Annotated in this window: 23 protein-coding genes and 1 tRNA gene; 15 read left to right on the forward strand and 9 right to left on the reverse strand. The window is 58.5% G+C overall.

Features of this window, described 5'->3' with window-relative positions; translation table 11 throughout:
• Nucleotides 1-19 precede the first annotated feature (19 nt).
• Nucleotides 20-3,346, forward strand: a complete 3,327-nt coding sequence (mscM, locus tag EDF75_RS23840; RefSeq protein ID WP_133601100.1) for a miniconductance mechanosensitive channel MscM — start codon at nt 20-22, stop codon at nt 3,344-3,346.
• Between the two features lie 81 nt (nt 3,347-3,427).
• On the opposite strand, the gene epmA is transcribed toward mscM, so the two are convergent.
• The gene (epmA, locus tag EDF75_RS23845) at nt 3,428-4,405 is read right to left on the reverse strand and encodes an elongation factor P--(R)-beta-lysine ligase (RefSeq protein ID WP_095104430.1); all 978 of its coding nucleotides are present in this window, start codon (nt 4,403-4,405) and stop codon (nt 3,428-3,430) included.
• Nucleotides 4,406-4,679: 274 nt separating this feature from the next.
• Here epmA and frdA point away from each other — a divergent pair, with 274 nt between their 5' ends.
• The 5 genes from frdA (at nt 4,680) to EDF75_RS23870 (ending at nt 8,615) form a co-directional block, all read left to right on the forward strand.
• The gene (gene frdA, locus EDF75_RS23850) at nt 4,680-6,470 is read left to right on the forward strand and encodes a fumarate reductase (quinol) flavoprotein subunit (RefSeq protein WP_133601101.1); all 1,791 of its coding nucleotides are present in this window, start codon (nt 4,680-4,682) and stop codon (nt 6,468-6,470) included.
• Nucleotides 6,463-7,197, forward strand: a complete 735-nt coding sequence (gene frdB, locus EDF75_RS23855; protein WP_095104434.1) for a fumarate reductase iron-sulfur protein — start codon at nt 6,463-6,465, stop codon at nt 7,195-7,197. Before frdA ends, frdB begins: the two co-directional genes overlap by 8 nt.
• 10 nt (nt 7,198-7,207) lie before the next feature.
• The gene (gene frdC, locus EDF75_RS23860; RefSeq protein WP_133601102.1) at nt 7,208-7,603 is read left to right on the forward strand and encodes a fumarate reductase subunit FrdC; all 396 of its coding nucleotides are present in this window, start codon (nt 7,208-7,210) and stop codon (nt 7,601-7,603) included.
• Nucleotides 7,604-7,613: 10 nt separating this feature from the next.
• Nucleotides 7,614-7,973, forward strand: coding sequence for a fumarate reductase subunit FrdD (frdD, locus tag EDF75_RS23865; RefSeq protein WP_041143696.1), 360 nt, complete (start codon nt 7,614-7,616; stop codon nt 7,971-7,973).
• Between the two features lie 111 nt (nt 7,974-8,084).
• Nucleotides 8,085-8,615, forward strand: a complete 531-nt coding sequence (locus EDF75_RS23870) for a lipocalin family protein (protein WP_133601103.1) — start codon at nt 8,085-8,087, stop codon at nt 8,613-8,615.
• Here the strand turns inward: EDF75_RS23870 and sugE are convergent.
• The 4 genes from sugE to efp all read right to left on the reverse strand — a co-directional run bounded on the left by sugE (nt 8,612) and on the right by efp (nt 10,142).
• A complete protein-coding gene (gene sugE, locus EDF75_RS23875; RefSeq protein ID WP_041143694.1) occupies nt 8,612-8,929 on the reverse strand; it encodes a quaternary ammonium compound efflux SMR transporter SugE in 318 nt (105 codons plus the stop codon). The two genes, EDF75_RS23870 and sugE, sit on opposite strands and share 4 nt — an antisense overlap.
• A gap of 138 nt (nt 8,930-9,067) precedes the next feature.
• On the reverse strand, nt 9,068-9,214 hold the full coding sequence (gene ecnB / locus EDF75_RS23880; protein WP_004097935.1) for a lipoprotein toxin entericidin B: 147 nt from the start codon (nt 9,212-9,214) through the stop codon (nt 9,068-9,070).
• 153 nt (nt 9,215-9,367) lie between these two features.
• Nucleotides 9,368-9,499 carry an entericidin A/B family lipoprotein gene (locus EDF75_RS23885; RefSeq protein WP_133601104.1) on the reverse strand — a complete coding sequence of 44 codons (132 nt, stop codon included), beginning with the start codon at nt 9,497-9,499 and terminating at the stop codon, nt 9,368-9,370.
• A gap of 76 nt (nt 9,500-9,575) precedes the next feature.
• A complete protein-coding gene (efp, locus tag EDF75_RS23890) occupies nt 9,576-10,142 on the reverse strand; it encodes an elongation factor P (RefSeq protein ID WP_041143692.1) in 567 nt (188 codons plus the stop codon).
• Nucleotides 10,143-10,182: 40 nt separating this feature from the next.
• On the opposite strand from efp, the gene epmB reads away from it, so the two are divergent.
• A complete protein-coding gene (gene epmB, locus EDF75_RS23895) occupies nt 10,183-11,211 on the forward strand; it encodes an EF-P beta-lysylation protein EpmB (protein WP_133601105.1) in 1,029 nt (342 codons plus the stop codon).
• A 44-nt stretch (nt 11,212-11,255) separates the two neighbouring features.
• Here epmB and EDF75_RS23900 read toward each other — a convergent pair whose 3' ends face one another.
• The 3 genes from EDF75_RS23900 to EDF75_RS23910 all read right to left on the reverse strand — a co-directional run bounded on the left by EDF75_RS23900 (nt 11,256) and on the right by EDF75_RS23910 (nt 13,727).
• Nucleotides 11,256-11,609, reverse strand: coding sequence for a DUF4156 domain-containing protein (locus EDF75_RS23900; RefSeq protein WP_041143690.1), 354 nt, complete (start codon nt 11,607-11,609; stop codon nt 11,256-11,258).
• Between the two features lie 133 nt (nt 11,610-11,742).
• The gene (gene groL / locus EDF75_RS23905) at nt 11,743-13,389 is read right to left on the reverse strand and encodes a chaperonin GroEL (RefSeq protein ID WP_133601106.1); all 1,647 of its coding nucleotides are present in this window, start codon (nt 13,387-13,389) and stop codon (nt 11,743-11,745) included.
• A gap of 44 nt (nt 13,390-13,433) precedes the next feature.
• The gene (locus EDF75_RS23910) at nt 13,434-13,727 is read right to left on the reverse strand and encodes a co-chaperone GroES (RefSeq protein WP_003855929.1); all 294 of its coding nucleotides are present in this window, start codon (nt 13,725-13,727) and stop codon (nt 13,434-13,436) included.
• 229 nt (nt 13,728-13,956) lie between these two features.
• Here EDF75_RS23910 and yjeH point away from each other — a divergent pair, with 229 nt between their 5' ends.
• Nucleotides 13,957-15,219: an L-methionine/branched-chain amino acid transporter gene (gene yjeH, locus EDF75_RS23915; RefSeq protein ID WP_133601107.1), complete on the forward strand. Its 1,263-nt coding sequence runs from the start codon at nt 13,957-13,959 to the stop codon at nt 15,217-15,219.
• Nucleotides 15,220-15,290: 71 nt separating this feature from the next.
• Here the strand turns inward: yjeH and EDF75_RS23920 are convergent, their stop codons facing one another.
• Nucleotides 15,291-15,761, reverse strand: a complete 471-nt coding sequence (locus tag EDF75_RS23920) for an FxsA family protein (protein WP_133601108.1) — start codon at nt 15,759-15,761, stop codon at nt 15,291-15,293.
• A gap of 339 nt (nt 15,762-16,100) precedes the next feature.
• Between EDF75_RS23920 and aspA the strand changes: the two genes are divergently transcribed.
• The 7 genes from aspA to EDF75_RS23960 all read left to right on the forward strand — a co-directional run bounded on the left by aspA (nt 16,101) and on the right by EDF75_RS23960 (nt 24,122).
• Entirely contained in the window at nt 16,101-17,537 is a 1,437-nt protein-coding gene (aspA, locus tag EDF75_RS23930; RefSeq protein WP_133601109.1) for an aspartate ammonia-lyase, read from the forward strand.
• A 116-nt stretch (nt 17,538-17,653) separates the two neighbouring features.
• The gene (locus EDF75_RS23935) at nt 17,654-18,955 is read left to right on the forward strand and encodes an anaerobic C4-dicarboxylate transporter (RefSeq protein WP_045853385.1); all 1,302 of its coding nucleotides are present in this window, start codon (nt 17,654-17,656) and stop codon (nt 18,953-18,955) included.
• 95 nt (nt 18,956-19,050) lie between these two features.
• A complete protein-coding gene (gene cutA, locus EDF75_RS23940) occupies nt 19,051-19,374 on the forward strand; it encodes a divalent cation tolerance protein CutA (protein WP_041143683.1) in 324 nt (107 codons plus the stop codon).
• Nucleotides 19,350-21,164: a protein-disulfide reductase DsbD gene (locus EDF75_RS23945; protein ID WP_133601110.1), complete on the forward strand. Its 1,815-nt coding sequence runs from the start codon at nt 19,350-19,352 to the stop codon at nt 21,162-21,164. The genes cutA and EDF75_RS23945 overlap by 25 nt, the downstream gene beginning before the upstream one ends.
• A 35-nt stretch (nt 21,165-21,199) precedes the next feature.
• Entirely contained in the window at nt 21,200-21,775 is a 576-nt protein-coding gene (locus EDF75_RS23950) for a transcriptional regulator (RefSeq protein ID WP_045853507.1), read from the forward strand.
• A 68-nt stretch (nt 21,776-21,843) separates the two neighbouring features.
• Nucleotides 21,844-23,931, forward strand: coding sequence for a DUF1176 domain-containing protein (locus tag EDF75_RS23955; RefSeq protein WP_133601111.1), 2,088 nt, complete (start codon nt 21,844-21,846; stop codon nt 23,929-23,931).
• A gap of 115 nt (nt 23,932-24,046) precedes the next feature.
• A tRNA-Phe gene (locus tag EDF75_RS23960) sits at nt 24,047-24,122 on the forward strand.
• Nucleotides 24,123-24,439 lie beyond the last annotated feature (317 nt).

Below are 24,439 nucleotides of genomic sequence, written 5' to 3' on the forward strand. Positions count from 1 at the left end.
TGACAAAAAGGGTTATGCCGTGCGCCTGATATATATTTTCCTGCTGGCCTGGAGCCTCAGTCTGGGGGCGTACGCAGCGACAGCCCCCGACGCTAAACAGATAGCTCAGGAACTGGAACAGGCGAAGGCGGCAAAACCCGCCCAGCCTGGTACCGTTGAAGCGCTTCAGTCCGCGCTGAACGCGCTCGAGGAGCGTAGCGCTTCCCTCGAGCGCACGCGCCAGTACCAGCAGGTTATCGATAACTTCCCCAAGCTGTTCCAGACCCTGCGCTCGCAGATCAACAACCTGGCCGATGAACCGCGCCAGGTATCAACGACGCTCTCCACCGATGCCCTGAATCAGGAAATCCTGCAGGTCAGCAGCCAGCTGCTCGAAGCCAGCCGTCAGGCCCAGCAGGAGCAGGAGCGCGCCCGCGATATCGCCGATTCGCTAAACCAGCTTCCCCAGCAGCAAACCGACGCCCGCCGTCAGCTGAACGAGGTTGAGCGCCGCGTGGGCACCCAGACCAGCAATACGCCGCTGGCGCAGGCGCAAAATCTCAGCCTACAGGCGGAATCCGCGCGCCTGAAGGCGCTGGTCAACGAGCTGGATCTGGCGCAGCTCTCCGCCAACAATCGCCAGGAGCTGTCGCGCATGCGCGCCGATCTGGCGCAAAAGCAGAGCAAACTGCTCGACGGCTACCTGCAGGCCCTGCGTAATCAGCTCAATAGCCAGCGCCAGCGCGAAGCCGAAAAGGCTCTGGAAAGCACCGAGCTGCTGGCAGAGAACAGCGAAAACCTGCCGCCGGAGCTGGTGGCCCAGTTTAAAGTTAACCGCGAGCTGTCGCAGGCCCTGAACCAGCAGGCTCAGCGCATGGACCTGGTGGCTTCCCAGCAGCGTCAGGCCTCCAACCAGACGCTCCAGGTGCGCCAGGCGCTCAATACGCTGCGCGAGCAGTCACAGTGGCTGGGCGCCTCCAGCCTGCTGGGCGAAGCGCTACGCGCCCAGGTCGCCCGACTGCCGGAGACGCCAAAACCCCAGCAGCTGGATACCGAGATGGCCCAGCTGCGGGTGCAGCGGCTGCGCTTTGAGGACCTGCTCGGCAGCCAGACGCAGCTCCGCCAGCTGCGCCAGGCCGACGGCCAGGAGCTGACCAGCGAGCAGAATCGCATTCTTGAGGCGCAGCTGCGCACGCAAAGCGAGCTGCTCAACTCGCTGCTGCAGGGCGGCGATACGCTGATTCTGGAGCTGACCAAGCTCAAGGTGGCCAACGGTCAGCTTGAGGACGCCCTGAAAGAGATGAACGAAGCGACCCACCGCTATCTGTTCTGGACCTCGGACGTCAGCCCTATCAGTTTTTCATGGCCGCTGGAAATTGCTCACGATCTGCGCCGCCTGGTCTCTCTCGATACCGTCAGCCAGCTGGGCAAAGCCAGCGCGATGATGTTAACCAGCAAGGAGACGCTGCTGCCGCTGTTTGGCGCGCTGATTCTGGTCGGCTTCAGCATCAGCTCGCGTCGCCACTTCACCCACTTCCTTGAGCGTTCCAGCGCCCGCGTGGGCAAAGTGACCCAGGACCATTTCTGGCTCACCCTGCGCACCGTGTTCTGGTCGATTCTGGTGGCCTCGCCGCTGCCGGTATTGTGGATGACGCTCGGCTATGGCCTGCAGTCCGCCTGGCCCTTCCCGCTGGCGGTCGCCATCGGCGAAAGCGTCACCGCCACGGTGCCGCTGCTGTGGGTGGTGATGGTTTGCGCGACCTTTGCGCGTCCGAACGGCCTGTTTATCGCCCACTTCGGCTGGCCGCGTAGCCGAGTCACCAAGGCCATGCGCTACTACCTGATGAGCATCGGGCTGATCGTCCCGCTGATTATCGCGCTGATCATGTTCGATAACCTCAACGACCGTGAGTTCTCGGCCTCCCTCGGCCGCCTGTGCTTCCTGCTGATTTGCGGGGCGCTGGCGCTGGTCACCCTGAGCCTCAAGCATGCCGGTATTCCGCTGTATCTCGATAAGTCGGGAAGCGGCGATAATATGGTTAACCGCATGCTGTGGAACCTGCTGCTGGGCGCGCCGCTGATTGCCATGCTGGCGGCGGCCATTGGCTACCTGGCGACCGCCCAGGCGCTGCTGGCCAGGCTGGAAACGTCGGTGGCGATCTGGTTCTTACTGCTCGTGGTCTATCACATTATCCGCCGCTGGATGCTGATCCAGCGCCGCCGGCTGGCCTTCGATCGCGCCAAGCATCGCCGGGCGGAAATCCTGGCCCAACGCGCGCGCGGCGAAGATGAAGCCGCGCACTCCAGCAGCCCGGAAGGGTCTGCGGAAATCGAAGTCAGTGAAATCGATCTCGATGCGATCAGTATCCGGTCGCTGCGGCTGGTACGCTCGCTGCTGATGCTGGTCGCCCTGGTCTCGGTGATCGTCCTGTGGTCAGAAATCCACTCGGCGTTTGGCTTCCTCGAGAATATCTCGCTGTGGGACGCGACCTCAACGGTACAGGGCGTTGAAAGCATCGAGCCGATTACGCTTGGGGCGGTGCTGATCGCGATTCTGGTGCTGATTATCACCACCCAGCTGGTGCGCAACCTCCCCGCCCTGCTGGAGCTGGCGATTCTGCAGCACCTGGACCTCACGCCGGGCACCGGCTACGCGATCACCACCATTACCAAATACCTGCTGATGCTGATTGGCGGCCTGGTGGGCTTCTCGATGATTGGCATTGAGTGGGCGAAGCTGCAGTGGCTGGTAGCGGCTCTCGGCGTCGGCCTCGGTTTTGGCCTGCAGGAGATCTTTGCCAACTTTATCTCGGGCCTGATTATTCTCTTTGAAAAGCCGATACGTATTGGCGATACGGTGACCATCCGCGATCTGACCGGCAGCATCACCCGCATCAACACCCGCGCCACGACCATCAGCGACTGGGACCGGAAAGAGATTATCGTGCCGAATAAGGCGTTTATCACCGAGCAGTTTATCAACTGGTCGCTCTCTGACTCCGTCACCCGCGTGGTGCTGACGGTGCCGGCCCCGGCGGATGCGAATACCGAAGAGGTCACGCAGATCCTGATTAGCGCCGCCCACCGCTGTTCGCTGGTTATCGATACGCCGGCACCGGAGGCCTTCCTCGTCGATCTGCAGCAGGGGATTCAGATTTTCGAGCTGCGTATTTACGCCGCCGAGATGGGTCACCGCATGCCGCTGCGCCACGAGATCCATAAGCTGATTCTGGCAGGCTATCGCGAACACGGTATCGATATGCCGTTCCCGCCGTTCCAGATGCGTCTGGAGAGCATTGACGGCAGGAAGAGCAGCAGAGCGATGACCTCAGCAGGGAAATCCAGCCGCACGGCGGGCAGCCTGTAGGTTCAACCTGGCCGGCGGCTCGTGCGCCGGGTCAGGTCTGCGCGCAGGCCCTGGACGGCCAGGGAGAGGTATTCGGCCGGGTCAGGCGCGATCGACGGTAAAGGCGATCACCTCGCCGATGCTTTCGGCACCCAGCGCCAGCATCACCACGCGATCGACGCCCAGCGCCACGCCGGAGCAGTCCGGGAGACCCGCCTTGAGGGCTTCCAGCAGATTGCCGTCAATCGGCTGCTGCGGCAGGCCGCGGGCCGCACGCTTGCGGTTATCCTGCTCGAAACGCTGCTGCTGTTCGCGGGCGTCGGTCAGCTCGTGGAAGCCGTTCGCCAGCTCAATTCCCTTGTAATAGACCTCAAAGCGCTCCGCAACGCGGTGATCTTCGGTGCTGATCTGCGCCAGCGACGCCTGGCTTGCCGGGAAGTGATAGATAAAGGTCGGACGGTCCTTGCCGATATGCGGCTCGACGCCCATGGTAAACAGCAGCTGCAGCAGCGTATCCCTATCTTCTTCCGTATCGGCGATATTGCTCAGGTCGAGCTTCGCCGCCGCTTCGCGCAGCTGCGTCTTATCGGCCGACAGCGGATCGAGTTCAAGATGGCGCAGGAACGCCTGCTGATAGGAGAGGCTTTCCGCCGGCTGGCACTCCAGCACCTGCTGCAGTAAATCATCGACCTCATTAATCAGACGATACATGTCATAGCACGGACGATACCACTCCAGCATGGTGAATTCCGGGTTGTGGTGACGTCCCATCTCTTCATTGCGGAAGCTGCGGCACAGCTGGAATACCGGACCACAGCCCGCGGCCAGCAGCCGCTTCATATGGTATTCCGGGCTGGTCATCAGATAGAGATCCATCCCCTGAGAGTAGCCGGGGCCGACGAAACGGGTCTGGAACGGAAACAGGTGAATATCCGTTACCGTTGCCTGACTCATGCAGGGCGTCTCCACCTCCAGCACGCCGCGGTCGGTAAAGAAACGACGAATTTCCGCCATCACAGCCGCGCGTTTTAACAGGTTTGGGATCGACGCGCTCGGCTGCCAGGTTGCCGTTTCACTCATGGTACTTTCTCCGATTTCAGACAAGGGCACGAAGTCTACTCGTAACCGGCGAGTGAGACAAATTTTGTGCCAACGCCCCCTTAACGCATACCGTAAATTTATTAAGCGCCAGGAAGCATAAATAGCGCTGATAAATCACCGCACATATCGATAAAAAAATCGAACACGTCAATTTTCCCTACCGACCCTAAGGCTATACTTCTTTACCTATAAAGGAGCAGTGACACATTTTCGCCAGCCCGGCGGCGAAATAAACAAAAACTGGAGGAATGTCGTGCAAACTTTTCAAGCCGATCTTGCCGTAATTGGCGCTGGCGGAGCAGGTCTTCGCGCTGCAATCGCCGCAGCGCAGGCTAATCCAAATGCCAAAATCGCACTGATTTCAAAAGTCTATCCCATGCGTAGCCACACGGTTGCGGCTGAAGGCGGCTCCGCCGCCGTGACGCAGGATCATGACAGCTTTGAGTACCATTTTCACGACACCGTCGCCGGCGGCGACTGGCTTTGTGAGCAGGATGTCGTCGACTATTTCGTCCATCATTGCCCGACGGAAATGACCCAGCTTGAACAGTGGGGATGCCCGTGGAGCCGCCGTCCGGACGGCAGCGTCAACGTCCGCCGCTTCGGCGGGATGAAGATCGAACGCACGTGGTTTGCCGCGGATAAAACCGGCTTCCATATGCTGCACACTCTGTTCCAGACCTCCCTTCAGTTCCCGCAAATCCAGCGTTTTGACGAGCATTTCGTCCTCGATATTCTGGTCGACGATGGCCAGGCGCGTGGCCTGGTGGCGATGAATATGATGGAAGGCTCGCTGGTACAAATCCGCGCTAACGCGGTGGTGATGGCCACCGGCGGCGCAGGACGCGTCTATCGCTACAACACCAACGGCGGCATCGTCACCGGCGACGGGATGGGCATCGCGCTCAGCCACGGCGTTCCGCTGCGCGATATGGAGTTCGTGCAGTATCACCCGACCGGCCTTCCCGGCTCCGGTATTCTGATGACGGAAGGCTGCCGTGGCGAAGGCGGTATCCTGGTCAACAAGGACGGCTACCGCTACCTGCAGGATTACGGCATGGGCCCGGAAACGCCGCTCGGCGAGCCGAAAAACAAATATATGGAGCTCGGCCCGCGCGACAAGGTCTCCCAGGCCTTCTGGCACGAATGGCGTAAAGGCAACACCATTCCAACGCCGCGCGGCGACGTGGTTTATCTCGACCTGCGCCATTTAGGTGAGAAAAAGCTGCTGGAGCGCCTGCCCTTTATCTGCGAACTGGCGAAGGCCTACGTCGGCGTTGATCCGGTTAAAGAGCCGATTCCCGTGCGCCCAACCGCGCACTACACCATGGGCGGTATCGAAACCGACCAGAACTGTGAAAGCCGCATCAAGGGGCTGTTCGCCGTGGGTGAATGCTCGTCGGTCGGCCTTCACGGCGCCAACCGCCTTGGCTCCAACTCGCTGGCAGAGCTGGTGGTCTTTGGCCGCCTCGCCGGCGAGCAGGCCATCAGGCGAGCGGCGGAGGCTAAAGAAGCCAACGTGAGCGCGCTGGATGCACAGACCGCCGACGTAGAAAAACGGCTGAAAGATCTTATCAATCAGGAAGGCGACGAGAACTGGGCGAAGATCCGCGACGAGATGGGCCTGTCGATGGAAGAAGGCTGCGGGATCTACCGTACGCCGGAGCTGATGCAAAAAACCGTCGATAAGCTGGCCGAGCTGCAGGAGCGCTTCAGGCGCGTACGCATTACCGACAGCTCCAGCGTGTTCAATACCGACCTGCTGTATACCATCGAGCTGGGTCACGGGCTGAACGTGGCGGAATGTATGGCCCACTCTGCCCTTGCGCGTAAAGAGTCCCGCGGCGCGCACCAGCGCCTGGATGAAGGCTGCACCGAGCGTGACGACGTCAATTTCCTCAAGCATACGCTCGCATTCCGCGATGCCGATGGCACCACGCGCCTTGAGTATGGCGATGTGAAGATCACCACTCTGCCGCCGGCAAAACGCGTATACGGCGCAGAAGCGGAAGCAGCCGAGAAGAAGGAGACGACCAATGGCTGAGATGAAGAACCTGAAAATCGAGGTGGTGCGCTACAACCCGGAAGTGGACACCGCGCCGCACAGCGCGTTCTATGAGGTTCCTTACGACGAGCAGACCTCACTGCTCGACGCGCTGGGCTATATCAAAGACAACCTCGCGGCGGATCTCAGCTACCGCTGGTCCTGCCGGATGGCGATTTGCGGCTCCTGCGGGATGATGGTCAACAAGGTGCCGAAGCTGGCGTGTAAAACCTTCCTGCGTGAATACACCAAGGGCATTAAGGTCGAAGCGCTGGCTAACTTCCCGATCGAGCGCGATCTGGTGGTCGATATGACCCACTTTATCGAGAGCCTGGAGGCGATTAAGCCCTATATTATCGGCAACCCGCGTACCCCGGATCAGGGGCCAAACAAACAGACTCCGGCGCAGATGGCGAAGTACCATCAGTTCTCCGGCTGCATCAACTGCGGCCTGTGCTACGCCGCCTGCCCACAGTTTGGCCTTAACCCGGAGTTTATCGGCCCTGCGGCCATCACCCTCGCCCATCGTTACAACGAGGACAGCCGCGACCACGGGAAAAAGGAACGTATGGCGCAGCTTAACGGTCAGAACGGCGTCTGGACCTGTACCTTCGTGGGCTACTGCTCGGAAGTCTGTCCGAAGCACGTCGACCCGGCGGCCGCCATTCAGCAGGGCAAGGTAGAGAGCTCGAAAGACTTTCTTATCGCCACCCTGAAACCACGCTAAGGAGTGCATTATGACGACTAAACGCAAGCCCTACGTGCGGCCGATGACGTCCACCTGGTGGAAGAAGCTGCCGTTTTATCGCTTCTACATGCTGCGTGAAGGAACGGCTGTACCGGCAGTCTGGTTCAGCATCATCCTGATTTATGGCCTGTTTTCCCTCAAGCACGGGGCGGAAAGCTGGGCGGGATACGTTGGCTTTCTACAAAATCCGCTGGTGGTGATCCTCAACCTGATCGCCCTCGGCGCAGCGCTGCTGCACACCAAAACCTGGTTTGAGCTGGCGCCGAAAGCCGCCAATATTATTGTCAAAGGCGAGAAAATGGGGCCAGAGCCGGTTATTAAAGGGCTGTGGGTGGTGACTGCGGTAGCAACAGCGGCGATCCTGCTTATCGCCCTGTTCTGGTAAGGAGGCTGGAATGATCAATCCCAACCCAAAACGTTCCGATGAACCGGTATTCTGGGGGCTGTTTGGCGCCGGAGGCATGTGGAGCGCCATTATTGCTCCGGTGATGATACTGCTGGTCGGTATCCTGCTGCCGCTGGGCCTGGCGCCAGCTGACGCCTTCAGCTACGAACGCGTGCTCGGCTTTGCCCAGAGTTTTATTGGCCGGGCATTTATCTTCCTGATGATTGTCCTGCCGCTGTGGTGCGGGCTACACCGCATTCATCACGCCATGCACGACCTGAAAATTCACGTCCCTAACGGGAAGTGGGTGTTCTACGGCCTGGCCGCCATCCTGAGCGTGGTCACGCTGGTCGGCGTATTATTTATCTAAACCTCCCGATGCCCGGTAGCGGAGTGTTACCGGGCTCTCTTTTGCAGAATATTTCCCCGTTTTTTCCCCGCCAGAATCTACACTTAGCAAAAAACCAGTAAGGAAAATAGTATGCGTCTGCTGCCAATGATTGCCGCTGTTGCCGTCTCGTTTCTGGTTGTTGCCTGTAGTACCCCGACGCCTCCGCAGGGCGTGACGGTGGTCAGTCCGTTTGATACCCAGCGCTATCTCGGTACCTGGTATGAAATCGCCCGCTTCGACCATAGCTTTGAGCGCGGCCTGGAGAAGGTCACCGCCACCTACAGCCTGCGCGACGACGGTGGGCTGAACGTCGTCAACAAAGGCTATAACCCCGATCGCGGCATGTGGCAAAAAACGGATGGCGTGGCCTACTTCACCGGCGAGAGCAATCGGGCGGCGCTAAAAGTCTCCTTTTTTGGCCCCTTCTACGGCGGCTACAACGTGATTGCGCTGGATAAAGATTATCGCTATGCGCTGGTGTGCGGACCGGATCGGGATTATCTCTGGCTGCTGGCGCGCACGCCGAAAATCGCACCGGAAGTGAAACAGCAGATGCTGGATATCGCCTCCCGGCAGGGCTTCGACGTGAGCAAGCTTATCTGGGTCAACCAGCGCTATTAGTGGGTGCTGAGCTTGAGGCCGATAATACCGATGACGATGCACGCCAGGCTGGCAATACGCATCGGGCTGGCGGACTCGCCCAGCAGGACGATACCGGCAATCGCCGCGCCGACGGCGCCGATCCCCGTCCACACCGCGTAAGCGGTGCCTACCGGCAGCGTTTTCATCGCCCATGACAGCAGCGCCATGCTGACCACCATCGCCACGATGGTGATGGCGCTGGGTATCAGGCGGCTAAAACCGTGGGTGTACTTCAGACCAACCGCCCAGACCACTTCCAGCAGACCGGCGATAAACAAAATTAACCAGGACATAAGGCTCCTTGATGGGGCCGTCCCCGGATGCGGTACGCTTACGGGTCGTCCCGCAAGGTGAGTGAAAAAACGCGGATATTATAAACAGTAGCGCAGGAGATGAAAAGAACGGTACGGCCGGCGACCGTACCGTCAGGTCTATTGCTGGGCTTTCGTCGCCGCGCCGGAAATGGCGCTGCCGCCTTCCGAAATATCCTGACCGACGCCGCGCGTTGTATTACATGCGGTCAGCACAGAGGAGAGAGCCAAAACCGTAAAGAACGCTGCAATCGCTTTTTTCACCATAATGTCATCCTTATTTACCAGTTTTAGTTATCGTGCCCTATAAGCATAGACAAACTGACCCGATATGAAGGGATCTCAGCGTTTTTTAAGAACAAAAGCGATGCGGTACGCCGGGAAGCGCGAATTCAGAAGAAGAGGAGAGAAAGTCGGTGCTTAGCTGGCGGCGTGAGAGATGGCGTGCCCCAGGCTGCGGATATCTTCACCCACGCCGTGGACCGTATGACAGCCGGCCAGCAGGGTGCCGCTGAGCAGCAGCAATACCACAAGCTTTAAGGTGTTGTTCATCTTCCCTGCCTGCTATCGATACCTGCGTGCTATAGGGGGCGCAGCAGCGCGCTGCGCCAACCGTCAGAGACGTGAATTACTTCACGCGGGATACGTATTCGCCAGAGCGGGTATCCACTTTAATCACTTCGCCAATCTGTACAAACAGCGGAACTTTAACCACTGCGCCAGTGGTCAGGGTCGCAGGCTTACCGCCGGTACCCGCGGTATCGCCTTTCAGACCCGGATCGGTTTCAACGATTTCCAGCTCAACGAAGTTCGGCGGGGTCACGGAGATAGGCTGACCGTTCCACAGGGTCACGATGCACTCAGCCTGATCCAGCAGCCATTTAGCGCTTTCACCAACGGCTTTCTCGTCAGCGGCCAGCTGTTCGAAGGTGGAGTTGTTCATGAAGTGGTAGAACTCACCGTCGTTGTACAGGTAAGTCAGGTTCATATCTACAACGTCTGCGCCTTCAGCGGAGTCGGTAGATTTGAAGGTTTTCTCTACGCGCGTGCCGGTCAGCAGGCGGCGCAGCTTAACGCGGGCGAAAGCCTGGCCTTTTCCCGGTTTTACGAATTCACTCGCTTCAACGGCATAAGGTTCGCCGTCCATCATGATTTTAAGACCAGCACGAAAATCGTTGCTATAGTAAGTCGCCATAAGGCCCTCTGAAATTGTTAATTGGTAGCTAAGCCACAAAATGGCGCATATTGTAACCCTAAATACCCCATCCAGAGAAGATTGGTTAACGCAACTTGCCGATGTTGTGACCAGTCCTGATGAACTGCTGCATCTTTTAAATGTAGACGCTGATGCAAACCTATTGGCGGGGCGCGATGCTAAGCGCCTCTTTGCGCTGCGCGTTCCCCGGGCTTTTATCGCCCGTATGGAGCGAGGAAATCCTAACGATCCTCTTCTGCGTCAAGTACTTACTTCGCAAGAAGAGTTTATCGCCTCCCCCGGTTTTTCCACCGATCCGCTGGAGGAACAGCACAGCGTCGTGCCCGGCCTGCTGCATAAATACGCCAACCGCGCGCTGCTGCTGGTTAAAGGCGGCTGTGCGGTAAATTGTCGTTATTGCTTCCGCAGACACTTCCCGTACGCCGATAACCAGGGCAATAAGCGCAACTGGCAGGCGGCGATGGACTATATTTCCGCCCATCCGCAGCTCGATGAGATTATTTTTTCCGGCGGCGACCCGCTGATGGCGAAAGATCATGAGCTCGACTGGCTGCTCACCCAGCTGGAAGCGATCCCGCACGTCAAGCGTCTGCGTATTCACAGCCGGCTGCCCATTGTCATCCCGGCGCGCATCACCGAGGCGCTGGCTGCGCGTTTCACCCGCTCCTCGCTGCAGATACTGCTGGTGAACCATATCAACCATGCCAATGAAATCGACGCTGAGTTTCGCGCGGCAATGGCGCGTTTACGCCACGCTGGCGTCACCCTGCTGAACCAAAGCGTGCTGCTGCGGGGGGTCAACGATAGCGCACAGACGCTGGCTAAGTTGAGCAATGCGCTATTTGATGCGGGGGTGATGCCGTATTACCTGCACGTGCTGGATAAGGTCCAGGGCGCGGCCCACTTTATGGTCGAAGATGAAGAAGCCCGGGCCATCATGCGCGAGCTGCTGACGCTGGTATCAGGCTATATGGTACCGAAGCTGGCGCGAGAAATCGGCGGAGAGCCGAGCAAAACGCCGCTGGATTTGCAGCTACGACAGAGCTAGCCAGCGTTCTTTCCCCTCTCCCCACCGGAGAGAGGGGAAAGCGATCAGTTCGGGCACTTATAGACCTGACCGTTCATTTCGCTATCGGTCGGCACAAAGCTCGACAGCAGGTTCTGCGTCGGGCTGCTGACGCCGTAAATCACGTTGCCGCCCATTGCCGCAGCCTGGTTACGCAGCGCATTAGCCGCGCCGCGCATAGAGCCGCCCTCACCGCCGTTCTGCCCGGAGAGCCAGTTGCTCTGCTTGCCGCTAGCGGTCCCCAACAGCTGGCAATCCGCACCCGGCTTATCTTCAACAAAGCGTACGCTCTGCCCGCCTGAGCTCAGTTCGTTGCTGGAACTGCAACCCGCTAACAGTAGTGCTGCGCCGACAATCCCTGCTAAATATCTTACCTGCATGTTATTCCCCATGATCAATGAGCTGGACGCGCTGGCCCGGATGTACACCTTATACTAAAAAGCCGGAAAAAAGAAAAACCCCCGAGCATTTCTGCCCGGGGGTTTCTTTGTTTCTAAGGGGTAGAGCGCACGATTACATCATGCCGCCCATGCCACCCATACCGCCCATGCCGCCAGCAGCGCCTAAATCAGCTGCGTCGCTTTTCGGCAGATCGGTAATCATGCACTCGGTAGTGATCATCAGACCAGCAACGGAGGCCGCGTACTGCAGAGCAGAACGGGTCACTTTAGTTGGGTCGAGGATACCGAAGTCGATCATGTTGCCGTATTCTTCAGTCGCCGCGTTGTAACCGTAGTTACCTTCGCCCGCTTTCACGTTGTTAGTGACCACAGACGGCTCTTCACCGGCGTTGGACACGATCTGGCGCAGCGGAGCTTCCATTGCGCGCAGCGCAACTTTGATACCGACGTTCTGATCTTCGTTCTGAGCAGTCAGGCCAGCCAGTTTAGCCGCAACGCGCACCAGCGCAACGCCACCACCGGCAACCACGCCTTCTTCTACCGCAGCACGGGTCGCGTGCAGGGCATCGTCAACGCGTGCTTTCTTCTCTTTCATTTCAACTTCGGTAGCTGCACCGACTTTGATAACCGCAACGCCGCCTGCCAGTTTAGCAACGCGTTCCTGCAGTTTTTCACGGTCGTAGTCAGAAGTCGCTTCTTCGATCTGCTTACGGATCTGAGTCACGCGGCCCTGGATAGCGCCTTCTTCACCCACGCCATCGATGATGGTGGTGGTGTCTTTGTTGATCACAACGCGTTTTGCCTGACCCAGGTCTTCCAGCGTCGCTTTTTCCAGCTCCATACCGATCTCTTCAGAGATAACGGTACCGCCGGTCAGAGTCGCGATGTCCTGCAGCATAGCTTTACGACGGTCGCCGAAGCCAGGTGCTTTAACCGCAGCCACTTTAACGATGCCGCGCATGGTGTTAACCACCAGCGTTGCCAGGGCTTCGCCTTCAACGTCTTCAGCGATGATAACCAGCGGTTTGCCGGCTTTCGCTACGGCTTCCAGAACCGGCAGCATTTCGCGGATGTTGGAAACTTTTTTGTCAGCCAGCAGGATGAACGGGCTTTCCAGCTCAACGGCACCGGTTTCCGGCTTGTTGATGAAGTACGGGGACAGGTAGCCGCGGTCGAACTGCATACCTTCAACCACGTCCAGTTCGTCTTCCAGACCGGTACCGTCTTCAACGGTGATCACGCCTTCTTTACCGACTTTATCCATCGCTTCAGCGATCAGTTTACCTACGGTTTCGTCGGAGTTAGCGGAGATGGTACCAACCTGAGCAATAGCTTTAGAGTCGGAGCACGGTACGGACAGGGATTTCAGCTCTTCAACAGCGGCAACGACGGCTTTGTCGATACCACGTTTCAGATCCATCGGGTTCATGCCCGCAGCAACGGCTTTCAGGCCTTCAGCGATGATCGCCTGAGCCAGTACGGTTGCGGTGGTGGTACCGTCGCCTGCAGCGTCGTTCGCTTTAGAGGCAACTTCTTTCACCATCTGGGCGCCCATGTTTTCGAACTTGTCTTCCAGCTCGATTTCACGCGCGACGGAAACGCCGTCTTTGGTGATGGTCGGCGCACCGAAGGATTTGTCCAGGACAACGTTACGGCCTTTCGGGCCCAGTGTCACTTTAACTGCATCTGCCAGTACGTTTACGCCGCGCAGCATTTTCACACGAGCGTCGTTACCGAATTTTACGTCTTTAGCTGCCATTTTAATCTTTCCCTTAAATTCGTATGTTCAGTGTCGTTCGCAGATTAGGCTTCAACAATTGCCAGGATGTCGCTTTCGGACATGATCAACACTTCTTCATTGTCGATCTTTTCAGATTTCACGCCGTAGCCGTCGTTGAAAATGACGATATCGCCCACTTTCACGTCCAGCGGCTGCACGGTTCCGTTTTCCAGGATGCGGCCCTTACCGACAGCGATGATTTCGCCACGAGTTGATTTGGCTGCCGCAGAACCGGTCAGAACGATGCCGCCAGCAGATTTGGTTTCAACTTCTTTACGTTTGACGATCACACGATCATGTAACGGACGAATACTCATTGATAGCTCTCCTTTGAGAAAGTCATTATCAGTTATGGATGACACCGGCCCGTATACGGTTTCCGGCTAGTGACCTGAGAGATGGGGATGGAGTTTTACCGCTTCAAGGGGCCAATTGAAAAAAAGTTTTTTCGCGTGCCCTGGCGCACACTCCCGGCGCGTCGCCCGGACGTCATAAGCAAAAACGATTGTGGTACCATTCGGGTTTTGTCCGGGACAGGGTTGCATCATGGGTGGTTTGAAGCAGGAGTTAGGTTTGGCTCAGGGTGTGGGCCTCCTCTCCACATCATTACTGGGCACCGGCGTCTTCGCCGTTCCCGCTCTGGCCGCGCTGGTTGCGGGTGATAACAGCCTGTGGGCATGGCCGGCGCTGATCCTGCTGGTTTTCCCGATAGCCATCGTCTTTGCCGTACTCGGCCGCCACTATCCCAGCGCCGGCGGCGTGGCGCATTTCGTCAATATGGCGTTCGGCCCCCGCATGGAGCGCGTGACCGGCTGGCTGTTTTTGTCGGTCATCCCGGTGGGATTACCCGCCGCGTTGCATATCGCCACCGGCTTCAGCCAGGCCCTGTTTGGCTGGCACGACGGCCAGCTGCTGCTCGCCGAACTGGGGACGCTGGCCATTATCTGGTGGGTGGGTTCGCGCGGAGCCAGCTCCAGCGCCAATCTGCAAACGCTGGTGGCAATCCTGATTGTGGCCCTGATTGTCGCTATCTGGTGGCGCGGCGGTATCGATCCGGCGCATATCCCCTTCCCGGCGCCGCAGGATGTCGATCGGTCGCAGCTTTTTGCCGCGCTGTCGGTCATGTTCTGGTGCTTTGTCGGCCTCGAGGCCTTTGCCCACCTGGCTTCGGAATTTAAATCCCCGGAGCGCGATTTTCCGCGCGCGCTGATGATTGGCCTGCTGCTGGCCGGTACGGTCTACTGGGCCTGCACCGTGCTGGTGCTGCATTTTCACGCCTTCGGCGAGGACATTGCCGCCGCCGCGTCGCTGCCTGATATCGTGGTGCGCCTGTTCGGCGTCCAGGCGCTGTGGGTCGCCTGCGTCATTGGCTACCTCGCCTGCTTCGCCAGCCTCAATATCTATATTCAAAGTTTTGCCCGCCTGGTCTGGTCGCAGGCGCAGTACAGGCCTGAGAGCCGACTCGCCCGCCTGTCGGCCCGGCAAATCCCGCGCAACGCACTCAATGCGGTGCTGGCCTGCTGCGTCATCAGCACCCTGTGCATTTACTGGCTCGATATCAACCTCGACGCGCTGATCGTCTACGCCAACGGCATTTTTATTATGATTTATCTGCTGTGTATGCTGGCGGGCTGCCGGCTGCTGCAGGGGCGCTATCGGGTGCTGGCGGCGATCGGTAGCCTGCTGTGCCTGCTGCTGCTGGCGATGGTCGGCTGGAAAAGCCTGTACGCGCTGGTGGTGCTGGTGGCGCTGTGGCTGCTTTTACCCCGGCGCCGGTCGCTGAGCGAAACCCCGGGCGCCCAGCCATAAAAAAAGCCGGATCGCTCTGCGCGTATCCGGCTGGTCACTCCACGCGCCCGGCGGCCGCCGGGCTGGCTGGATTAGCGATCGTCTTTGTGGTCCAGACGGTCGCGCTCATCGTCTTTACGCTGGTATTCCCCGTCAAAGGTATCACCGCCTTGGGTACCGGCGCTGAAGCCGCCGCCCGGCATCCGGCTAAAGCGCAGATGCGGCATCAGCTTGAGGGTCAGGTGTTTTTGCACCGGCGGCAGCAGGAGCAGCAGGCCGAGGAAGTCGGTAAAGAAGCCCGGTAACAGCAGCAGCAGGCCGGCAATAATCAGCGATACGCTTTTGATCATTTCCGCCGCCGGGCTTTCGCCGGCCGCCATTTTTTGCTGCATCAGCATGAAGTTTTTGAAGCCCTGGTTGCGCACCAGCGACATCCCGACCACCGAGCTAAAGATCACTAAAATCAGCGTCAGCAGCACCCCAAGGACATGGGAAACCTGGATAAAGATCGAGATTTCAATGTAAACGTATAAAAAAAAGGCAAAAAACGGAATCCAACGCACCGGCGTCTCCTTCATTAGCGTGCGCCGCTATCGGCACCCGCAGCTATAAGATGTGCTATTCGCATCCCATCAATATTGGGCTAACGCGGGACTTTTCAATCAGCAGAAACGCTTATTTTTTTCAAGAACTGCAAAGCGGTGACTCATTTCACAGATTAATAATTCTTATAGCCCCCACTACATAATAAGTGATCAAGATTACTGATATTCGCTATCATCAGCATATGATCGTGGGCACCAGGCCGATTAAGGAAATAATCTTCGGCGAGAAAATGCGCTAAATCCTATAAATTCTGCGTATTTGGTGAATTCATTGGCAGCTTGAAAAAGAAGGTTCACATGTTAAACAACATTCGTATCGAAGAAGATCTGTTGGGTACCAGGGAAGTTCCAGCTGACGCCTACTACGGCGTTCATACTCTGAGAGCGATTGAAAACTTCTACATCAGCAATAGCAAAATCAGCGATATTCCCGAGTTTGTGCGCGGTATGGTGATGGTGAAAAAGGCCGCTGCCATGGCCAACAAAGAGCTGCAAACCATTCCTAAAGGCGTCGCGAATACCATTATTGCCGCATGTGATGAAGTGCTGAATAACGGCAAGTGCATGGATCAGTTCCCGGTTGACGTGTTCCAGGGTGGCGCGGGTACTTCCGTCAACATGAACACCAACGAAGTGCTGGCAAACATCGGTCTTGAGCTGATGGGCCACCAGAAAGGTGAATACCAGTACCTGAACCCCAACGACCACGTTAACAAATGCCAGTCCACTAACGATGCCTACCCGACCGGTTTTCGCATCGCGGTGTATGCCTCCCTGCTGAAATTAACCGACGCGATTAACCAGCTGGGCGAAGGCTTCCAGAGCAAAGCCGTTGAGTTCCAGGACGTCCTGAAAATGGGCCGTACCCAGCTGCAGGATGCGGTACCGATGACCCTCGGCCAGGAGTTCCACGCCTTCAACGTTCTGCTGAACGAAGAAACAAAATGCATTCTGCGTACCGCAGAGCTGCTGCTGGAAGTGAACCTCGGCGCCACCGCCATCGGCACGCGCCTGAATACCCCGGACGGCTATCAGCAGCTGGCGGTACAAAAACTCGCGGAAGTCAGCAGCCTGCCGGTTGTTCCGGCGGAAGACCTGATTGAAGCCACCTCCGACTGCGGCGCCTACGTCATGGTGCATAGCTCGCTGAAACGCCTGGCGGTGAAGCTGTCTAAAATCTGTAACGACCTGCGCCTGCTCTCTTCCGGCCCGCGCGCTGGCCTGAACGAAATCAACCTGCCGGAGCTGCAGGCGGGTTCGTCCATCATGCCGGCCAAGGTTAACCCGGTGGTGCCGGAAGTCGTCAACCAGGTGTGCTTCAAGGTGATCGGCAACGACACCACCGTCACGATGGCCTCAGAAGCCGGCCAGCTGCAGCTGAACGTGATGGAGCCGGTTATCGGTCAGGCGATGTTCGAGTCCATTCATATCCTGACCAACGCCTGCTATAACCTGCTGGAAAAATGCGTAAACGGCATTACCGCCAACAAAGCGGTGTGCGAAAGCTATGTTTACAACTCCATCGGCATCGTCACCTACCTCAACCCGTTTATCGGCCACCACAATGGCGATATCGTCGGCAAGATTTGCGCCGAAACCGGTAAGAGCGTGCGGGAAGTGGTGCTGGAACGAGGCTTGCTCACCGAAACGGAGCTGGACGATATTTTCTCTCCGCACAACCTGATGCACCCGGCCTATAAAGCAAAGCGTTTTACCGATGAAAGCGAACAGTAAGCTTTCAGGTTAAACTCAACGAAGGCATGTCAGCAATGACATGCCTTTTTGCTTTTCTGGGTTTACGAAATCACAACAATTCAATATCAACTTGTTAAAAAACAAGGAAGGAACATATGTTTGGTGCAGAGCTCGTCATTGTCCTGCTGGCTATTTACCTGGGTGCCAGGCTGGGCGGTATCGGTATCGGATTCGCCGGTGGTCTGGGCGTCCTCGTCCTGACCTTAATCTTTCAAATAAAGCCCGGCGCGATCCCCTTCGACGTCATTGAGATCATCATGGCGGTCATCGCCGCGATTGCCGCCATGCAGGTTGCCGGCGGCATGGACTACCTGGTTAGCCTTGCAGAGCGCCTGCTGCGCCGTCACCCGAAGTACATCACCTTTCTCGCCCCGCTGGTCACCTGGTTTATGACGGTCCTCGCGGGAACCGGCCACACCGCCTTCTCGACCCTGCCGGTGATCACCGAAGTGGCGAAGGAGCAGGGCATTCGCCCCTCCCGCCCGCTGTCGATTGCCGTCGTGGCCTCGCAGATTGCGATTACCGCCTCGCCAATTTCCGCCGCGGTGGTGTTTTTCGCCGGCATTCTGGAGCCGCTGGGCGTCAGCTACCTGACGCTGCTGGCGATCTGTATTCCGGTGACGCTGATTGCCGTGATGATCACCGCCGTGGTGTGTAACTTCCTCGGCTGCGAGCTGAAAGATGACCCGGTTTACCAGGAGCGCCTGGCAAAAGGGGAAGTCAAACTGCGCGGAAGCCAGGTGTTCCAGCTGAAGCCGCACGCCAAACGTTCGGTGCTGCTGTTCCTGATCGGGATCGTCGCGGTCATGTTCTACGCTACCGCCATCAGCGATACCGTCGGGCTGATTCAGAACCCGGTACTGCCGCGCAACGAAGCGATCGTGGTCTTCATGCTGACCATTGCCACGCTGATTAGCATCACCTGTAAGATCGATACCAGCGAGGTGCTGAACGCCAGCACCTTTAAATCCGGGATGAGCGCCTGCGTCTGCGTGCTGGGCGTTGCCTGGCTGGGCGATACCTTCGTGAAGGCACATATCTCTGATATCCAGGCGGTGGCGGGCGATCTGCTGCACAACTACCCGTGGCTGCTGGCGGTGGTGCTGTTCTTCGCCGCAACCCTGCTCTACTCCCAGGCCGCCACCACCAAAGCGCTGATGCCTGCGGCGCTGCTGCTTGGCGTGAGCCCGCTGACCGCTATTGCCTCTTTTGCCGCGGTCTCCGCGCTGTTCGTCCTGCCGACCTACCCGACGCTGCTGGCGGCGGTCGAAATGGATGACACCGGCTCTACCCGCATCGGCAAGTACGTCTTCAACCACGCCTTCCTGATCCCCGGGGTGATCGCCATTACCCTGTGCGTTATTTTGGGGTTCATTATCGGCGGCATCGTGCTGTAAATCTGCTTAAATTCGGGCCACATCGTGGCCCGTTTCATTAATCCCCCCGCATCTTGCGTGCTATAGTGCCTCTTTTCGCTGATACGAGGTTCACGATGACTACGCCTGATGCCGTTGTTGTACTCTGTACCGCGCCGGATGAAGCGACCGCCCAGGATTTAGCGGCCAAAGTGCTGGCAGAAAAGCTGGCCGCCTGCGCCACTCTCCTGCCGGGCGCGACCTCCCTCTACTACTGGGAAGGCAAGCTGGAGCAGGAGTATGAAGTGCAGATGCTGCTGAAAACCGACCGTGCCCATCAGCAGGCGCTGCTGGAGTGCCTGAAGTCCCATCACCCGTATCAAACCCCCGAATTGCTGGTTTTGCCCGTCACTCACGGAGACACTGATTACCTCTCATGGCTCAACGCATCATTACGCTGATTCTGCTGCTCTGCAGTACATCGGCATTCGCCGGGCTCTTTGATACTCCCGGCCGCTCAAATTTTGTGCCTGCTGACCAGGCTTTTGCCTTTGATTTTCAGCAGAGCCAGCACGAGATAAACCTGACCTGGCAAATCAAGGAGGGTTACTATCTCTACCGCAAACAGATCAAGCTCAGCGCCGCTGACGCCGCTTTCCTTGAGCCATCGCTGCCGTCCGGCGAATGGCACGACGATGAGTTTTACGGCAAAAGTGAGATTTATCGCCAGCGGCTAACCGTGCCGGTTACGCTCACCCGGGCCGCCAAAGGGGCCACGCTGACCGTGACCTGGCAGGGCTGCGCCGACGCCGGCTTCTGCTATCCGCCGGAAACTAAAGTGGTGCCGCTCAGCGCGGCGCTGGCGCTCTCCGGCAACGAACAGGCTCCCGCGCGCCCTGCGCTTCCCGTCGCTGGCGTGCCGAAGCTTAACCCGCCGCTCCCGGTAGAACCGCGTCCGGCGCTGGCGCTCGCGGAACGGCCGCCGGTTGAAACGGCCGAGCCTTCGCCAGGCCAGTCCGTCGCCAGGAGCGATAGCGGCCAGCTTCCGTTTTCCGCCCTCTGGGCGCTATTGATTGGTATCGGTATCGCGTTTACGCCCTGCGTGCTGCCGATGTATCCGCTGATCTCGGGTATTGTGCTGGGTGGTGAACGCCGGCTGTCCACCGCCCGCGCGCTGCTGCTGGCGTTTATCTATGTCCAGGGAATGGCGCTGACCTACACGGCGCTGGGTATGGTGGTGGCCGCCGCGGGCCTGCAGTTCCAGGCGGCGCTGCAGCATCCGTACGTGCTGATCGGCCTGTCGGCGGTCTTTATTCTGCTGGCGCTGTCGATGTTTGGCCTGTTTACCCTGCAGCTGCCGTCATCCTTGCAGACGCGCCTGACGCTGATGAGCAATACCCAACGGGGCGGTTCCGCCGGTGGCGTGTTTGCCATGGGCGCCATCGCCGGGCTTATCTGCTCGCCCTGTACGACGGCGCCGCTGAGCGCGATTCTGCTGTACATCGCGCAAAGCGGTAACCTGTGGCTGGGCGGCGGCACGCTGTATCTCTACGCGCTGGGCATGGGGCTACCGCTGATTCTGGTCACCGTGTTTGGCAACCGTCTGCTGCCGAAGAGCGGCCCGTGGATGGCCCATGTGAAGACCGCGTTCGGTTTTGTCATCCTGGCGCTGCCGGTGTTTTTACTGGAGCGTATCCTGGGCGAGGTATGGGGGCTGCGCCTGTGGTCGCTGCTGGCGGTGGCCTTCTTTAGCTGGGCCTTTATCACCTCCCTTGGCGCCACGCGTCCGTGGCAGCGCATCATGCAGATCGTGCTGCTGGCCGCCGCGCTGGTGAGCGTTCGTCCGCTGCAGGACTGGGCGTTCGACGCGCCGACGGCGCAGCAGCAGGCGCACCTGGCGTTTACCCGCGTCAGCACCGTCGATGAGCTCGATCGGGCTCTGGCGCAGGCTCAAGGCCGGCCGGTTATGCTAGATTTGTACGCTGACTGGTGCGTGGCCTGTAAAGAGTTCGAAAAATACACCTTTAGCACACCGGAAGTGCAACAGGCCCTGAAAGATACCGTTCTGTTGCAGGTAGACGTCACGAAGAACAGCGCGCAGGACGTCGCCCTGCTGAAGCATCTGCGGGTGCTCGGCCTGCCGACGATTCTGTTCTTTAATGCGCAGGGAGAGGAGCAGCCCGCGCAGCGCGTAACCGGCTTTATGGATGCCGCGGCATTCAGCGCCCATTTGCGCGATCGGCAACCGTGAACGACACTTTAGGAGGTAAAATGGAGGAGAAAACCGTGCAACGTGAAGATGTTCTGGGTGAAGCCATACAAATTCTTGAAATCGAAGGTATTGCTAACACCACGCTGGAGATGGTCGCCGAGCGCGTTGCTTATCCGATCGATGACCTCAAGCGCTTCTGGCCAGACCGCGAAGCGCTACTGTACGACGCCCTCCGCTATCTCAGCCATCAGGTTGATACATGGCGTCGCCAGCTGCTGCTGGATGAGACGCTAACGGCGGAGCAGAAGCTGCTGGCGCGCTATGCGGCGCTGACCCGCTGCGTGAGCAATCACCGCTATCCCGGCTGCCTGTTTATTGCGGCCTGTACCTTCTATCCGGATGCACAGCACCCGATTCATCAGCTGGCTGAACAGCAGAAGCAGGCTTCGCTCGCCTATACGCACGAGCTGCTGACCCAGCTGGAAGTGGATGACCCGGCGATGGTCGCCAAACAGATGGAGCTTATCATCGAAGGCTGCCTGAGCCGCCTGCTGGTGAAGCGCAGCCAGGCCGACGTCGACACCGCCCAGCGCCTGGCGGAAGACATCCTGCGTTTTGCCCAGTGTCGAATGGGCGGCGCGTTAACCTGATTCCGATATCTTAACCGATCCTTCGCGCATATAATTTCCCTCTCACCGACATTCTGACAGGGTTTTATATGCGTTCTCTCCTTTGGGTTGCCATCATCGGGCTATATCCGATATCGCTGCTGGCGGCTCCCGTACAGGGTTTTTCTTTCGCGTATAAAGACTGGGAAGTCGCCTGTGATAACACCGGCACCTGCCGGGCCGCGGGCTACGGCGTCAACCTCGGTGAAGTCAGCGTCCTGCTGACCCGCAGCGCCGGCCCCGATCAGCGCGTAAGCGGCCAGGTGACCTTTGCCCAGACCGATCGCGATATCCCCCCTGACGCCACCGTTCGCCTGCTGATCGACAATCAGGATCGCGGTACGCTGGATGCCAAAGATGACAGCCACTTCCGTCTCGACAGCACGCAAACGGCCGCGCTGATCCAGGCCCTGGAGCATGAAAGCCGCATTGAGATTTCGCTTAACGGCGCGCGCAAGACGCTCTCGAACGCGGGCAGCAGCGCGGTATTTCTCAAGATCGACGAATTTCAGCAGCGCCTGGGCACCGCGGATGCGCTGCTGCGCAAAGGCGATGCCGACGATAGCAATACGCTGAACGCGCTACCCGCCCCGGAGATTATCGCCGCCCCAACGCTCCACAACGCTCAGCCCGAACCGCTGACCGCCAAACAGCGCCAGCGCTTCCTCCCGGAGCTGGTCCCGCTGCTGAATAGCCGCTGTGACGACTGGCAAAACAAAGATATTCCCGCCCAGGAACGACAAATCACCGCCACCGCCATCGATAAAAGCCATTGGCTTATCCAGGCGCTGTGCTGGCGGGCCGCCTACAACGACGGTTACGCCATGTGGGTGGTGGACAGCGCCCCGCAGGCTAAACCTCAGCCGATCTCCACCGATGCCTCCAGCTATGCCGATGGCGCCATCGCGTTCTTCAACAAGGGCCGCGGCATCGCCGACTGCGTGAGCGGGGAGGAGCGGGTCTGGGACGGCAAAGCGTTCGTCCAGAGCCTGAAATATACCACCGGCATGTGCCGCGAAATTACACCAGGCGGGACCTGGATGCTGCCGACCTTCGTCAGCCAGGTGCGTCCTAAGCAGCAGAAAGATGCCGATAATCTCGCACTCAAGGCGCTGTATAGCGCCGTGCTGAAAGAGCAAAAGGCCAATCCGGAGCTGGCGCTAAATAAGATCGCCGAGCAGTTCCCGCTCACCGGGCACGTCACCAACTTTACGCTGACCTATGCCGACGATACCTTAGTGTCAACAAACAAGCCTTCCGTCGATATCAGCGACGATGAGTGGCAGGCGTTTCTCCATTCCGATATCAGCGCTGACTCGGAAAATGGCAAGGTCAGCTTTACGCTTATCGACCTCGATAACGACGGCAGGCGCGATTTGATTATCGACAGCTACGTCGGCGGAACCGGATTGTTCAGCTATACCGGGGTCTTAAAACGCGGCGATGACACATTTGATAGCGTCAACGGCAGCGATAGCGATGACGACGATGATTTTGACGCCGGCGTACCCGGCGCGCTGTTCTCCCTCAACGGGCGCGGGGCCAACCAGTGGAGCCAGTGGGTCAGAATTAACGGTCAGGTGTATGCGCTTTGGTACAACGGCCAGTTCGGCGAGGATAATCTGTATCTGCTGCGTCCCTTCAGCCCGACGGACAGGACCCCTGCGGTGACGATTCGCTACCGCTACACGCTGAATACCATCAGCTCGCCGGAGAAAGACCAGCCGTTAACCCCGGCGCTGAATGCCAAAGATAAGGCGGATTTACTCAAGTCGCTGGAGGTTATGCAGGGCACCCTGCTGAAAGATAAGCCGCAAACCGATAGCGACGCGCCGATTTGCCCCATTCCTCCCGGCACCTCCTCCGACGATGCGGATAACTACTACAGCGGCATCGCCTCAAACTATATCTATGAAACGGTGGCCTATATTCCCGTCTGGCTGAACGACAAATGCTTCATCGGCACGATTTTTAGCCACCACGGGACCTACCGCCACGGCGTCGATGCGGAGATTACCATCAGCTCCCCGCGCGAAGGCGAAGAGGTGATCGGCGACTATACCCTTTCCGGCTTACGCCACGTCATCTCTGCGGTCAGCGGCTGGAAAATCCGTCAGGGCGACAACGGTATGATGTGAATTATGGCCAAAACGCGGCTTCCGATGCAAAACTGCCGTAAAGTTAAGCAATCGGCCGGAAAATCAAGAAATGTGGTTGACGCGCGGAGTGGATTACGGTTTAATTCGCCCCGTTGCCCGGATAGCTCAGTCGGTAGAGCAGGGGATTGAAAATCCCCGTGTCCTTGGTTCGATTCCGAGTCCGGGCACCACTATTCAGAGAACCCGCCCAAAAGGCGGGTTTTTGCGTTTCTGCAGCCGGACTCTCCATCGAACTACGTTCGATTATTCGCCGCCAGCGGCTCACCCCTTCGGGGCCGGCGCGACAGGCGCGCCGTTCAACGCCTCCGGCGTTAGTCCGAGCCGGGCACCACTATTCAGAGAACCCGCCCAAAAGGCGGGTTTTTACGTTTCTGCAGCCGGACTCTCCATCGAACTACGTTCGATTATTCGCCGCCAGCGGCTCACCCCTTCGGGGCCGGCGCGACAGGCGCGCCGTTCAACGCCTCCGGCGTTAGTCCGAGCCGGT

This window comes from Klebsiella sp. BIGb0149 (genome assembly GCF_004362605.1).
Taxonomy (GTDB): Bacteria; Pseudomonadota; Gammaproteobacteria; order Enterobacterales; family Enterobacteriaceae; genus Klebsiella; species Klebsiella terrigena.

Excerpts from the sequence above, each read along its gene's own strand:
- epmA (WP_095104430.1), bottom strand. The coding sequence starts at position 4,405 with ATGAGTGAAACGGCAACCTGGCAGCCGAGCGCGTCGATCCCAAACCTG.
- frdB (WP_095104434.1), top strand. The coding sequence starts at position 6,463 with ATGGCTGAGATGAAGAACCTGAAAATCGAGGTGGTGCGCTACAACCCG.
- frdC (WP_133601102.1), top strand. The coding sequence starts at position 7,208 with ATGACGACTAAACGCAAGCCCTACGTGCGGCCGATGACGTCCACCTGG.
- frdD (WP_041143696.1), top strand. The coding sequence starts at position 7,614 with ATGATCAATCCCAACCCAAAACGTTCCGATGAACCGGTATTCTGGGGG.
- EDF75_RS23870 (WP_133601103.1), top strand. The coding sequence starts at position 8,085 with ATGCGTCTGCTGCCAATGATTGCCGCTGTTGCCGTCTCGTTTCTGGTT.
- sugE (WP_041143694.1), bottom strand. The coding sequence starts at position 8,929 with ATGTCCTGGTTAATTTTGTTTATCGCCGGTCTGCTGGAAGTGGTCTGG.
- ecnB (WP_004097935.1), bottom strand. The coding sequence starts at position 9,214 with ATGGTGAAAAAAGCGATTGCAGCGTTCTTTACGGTTTTGGCTCTCTCC.
- EDF75_RS23885 (WP_133601104.1), bottom strand. The coding sequence starts at position 9,499 with ATGAACAACACCTTAAAGCTTGTGGTATTGCTGCTGCTCAGCGGCACC.
- efp (WP_041143692.1), bottom strand. The coding sequence starts at position 10,142 with ATGGCGACTTACTATAGCAACGATTTTCGTGCTGGTCTTAAAATCATG.
- epmB (WP_133601105.1), top strand. The coding sequence starts at position 10,183 with ATGGCGCATATTGTAACCCTAAATACCCCATCCAGAGAAGATTGGTTA.
- EDF75_RS23900 (WP_041143690.1), bottom strand. The coding sequence starts at position 11,609 with ATGCAGGTAAGATATTTAGCAGGGATTGTCGGCGCAGCACTACTGTTA.
- groL (WP_133601106.1), bottom strand. The coding sequence starts at position 13,389 with ATGGCAGCTAAAGACGTAAAATTCGGTAACGACGCTCGTGTGAAAATG.
- EDF75_RS23910 (WP_003855929.1), bottom strand. The coding sequence starts at position 13,727 with ATGAGTATTCGTCCGTTACATGATCGTGTGATCGTCAAACGTAAAGAA.
- yjeH (WP_133601107.1), top strand. The coding sequence starts at position 13,957 with ATGGGTGGTTTGAAGCAGGAGTTAGGTTTGGCTCAGGGTGTGGGCCTC.
- aspA (WP_133601109.1), top strand. The coding sequence starts at position 16,101 with ATGTTAAACAACATTCGTATCGAAGAAGATCTGTTGGGTACCAGGGAA.
- EDF75_RS23935 (WP_045853385.1), top strand. The coding sequence starts at position 17,654 with ATGTTTGGTGCAGAGCTCGTCATTGTCCTGCTGGCTATTTACCTGGGT.
- cutA (WP_041143683.1), top strand. The coding sequence starts at position 19,051 with ATGACTACGCCTGATGCCGTTGTTGTACTCTGTACCGCGCCGGATGAA.
- EDF75_RS23945 (WP_133601110.1), top strand. The coding sequence starts at position 19,350 with ATGGCTCAACGCATCATTACGCTGATTCTGCTGCTCTGCAGTACATCG.
- EDF75_RS23955 (WP_133601111.1), top strand. The coding sequence starts at position 21,844 with ATGCGTTCTCTCCTTTGGGTTGCCATCATCGGGCTATATCCGATATCG.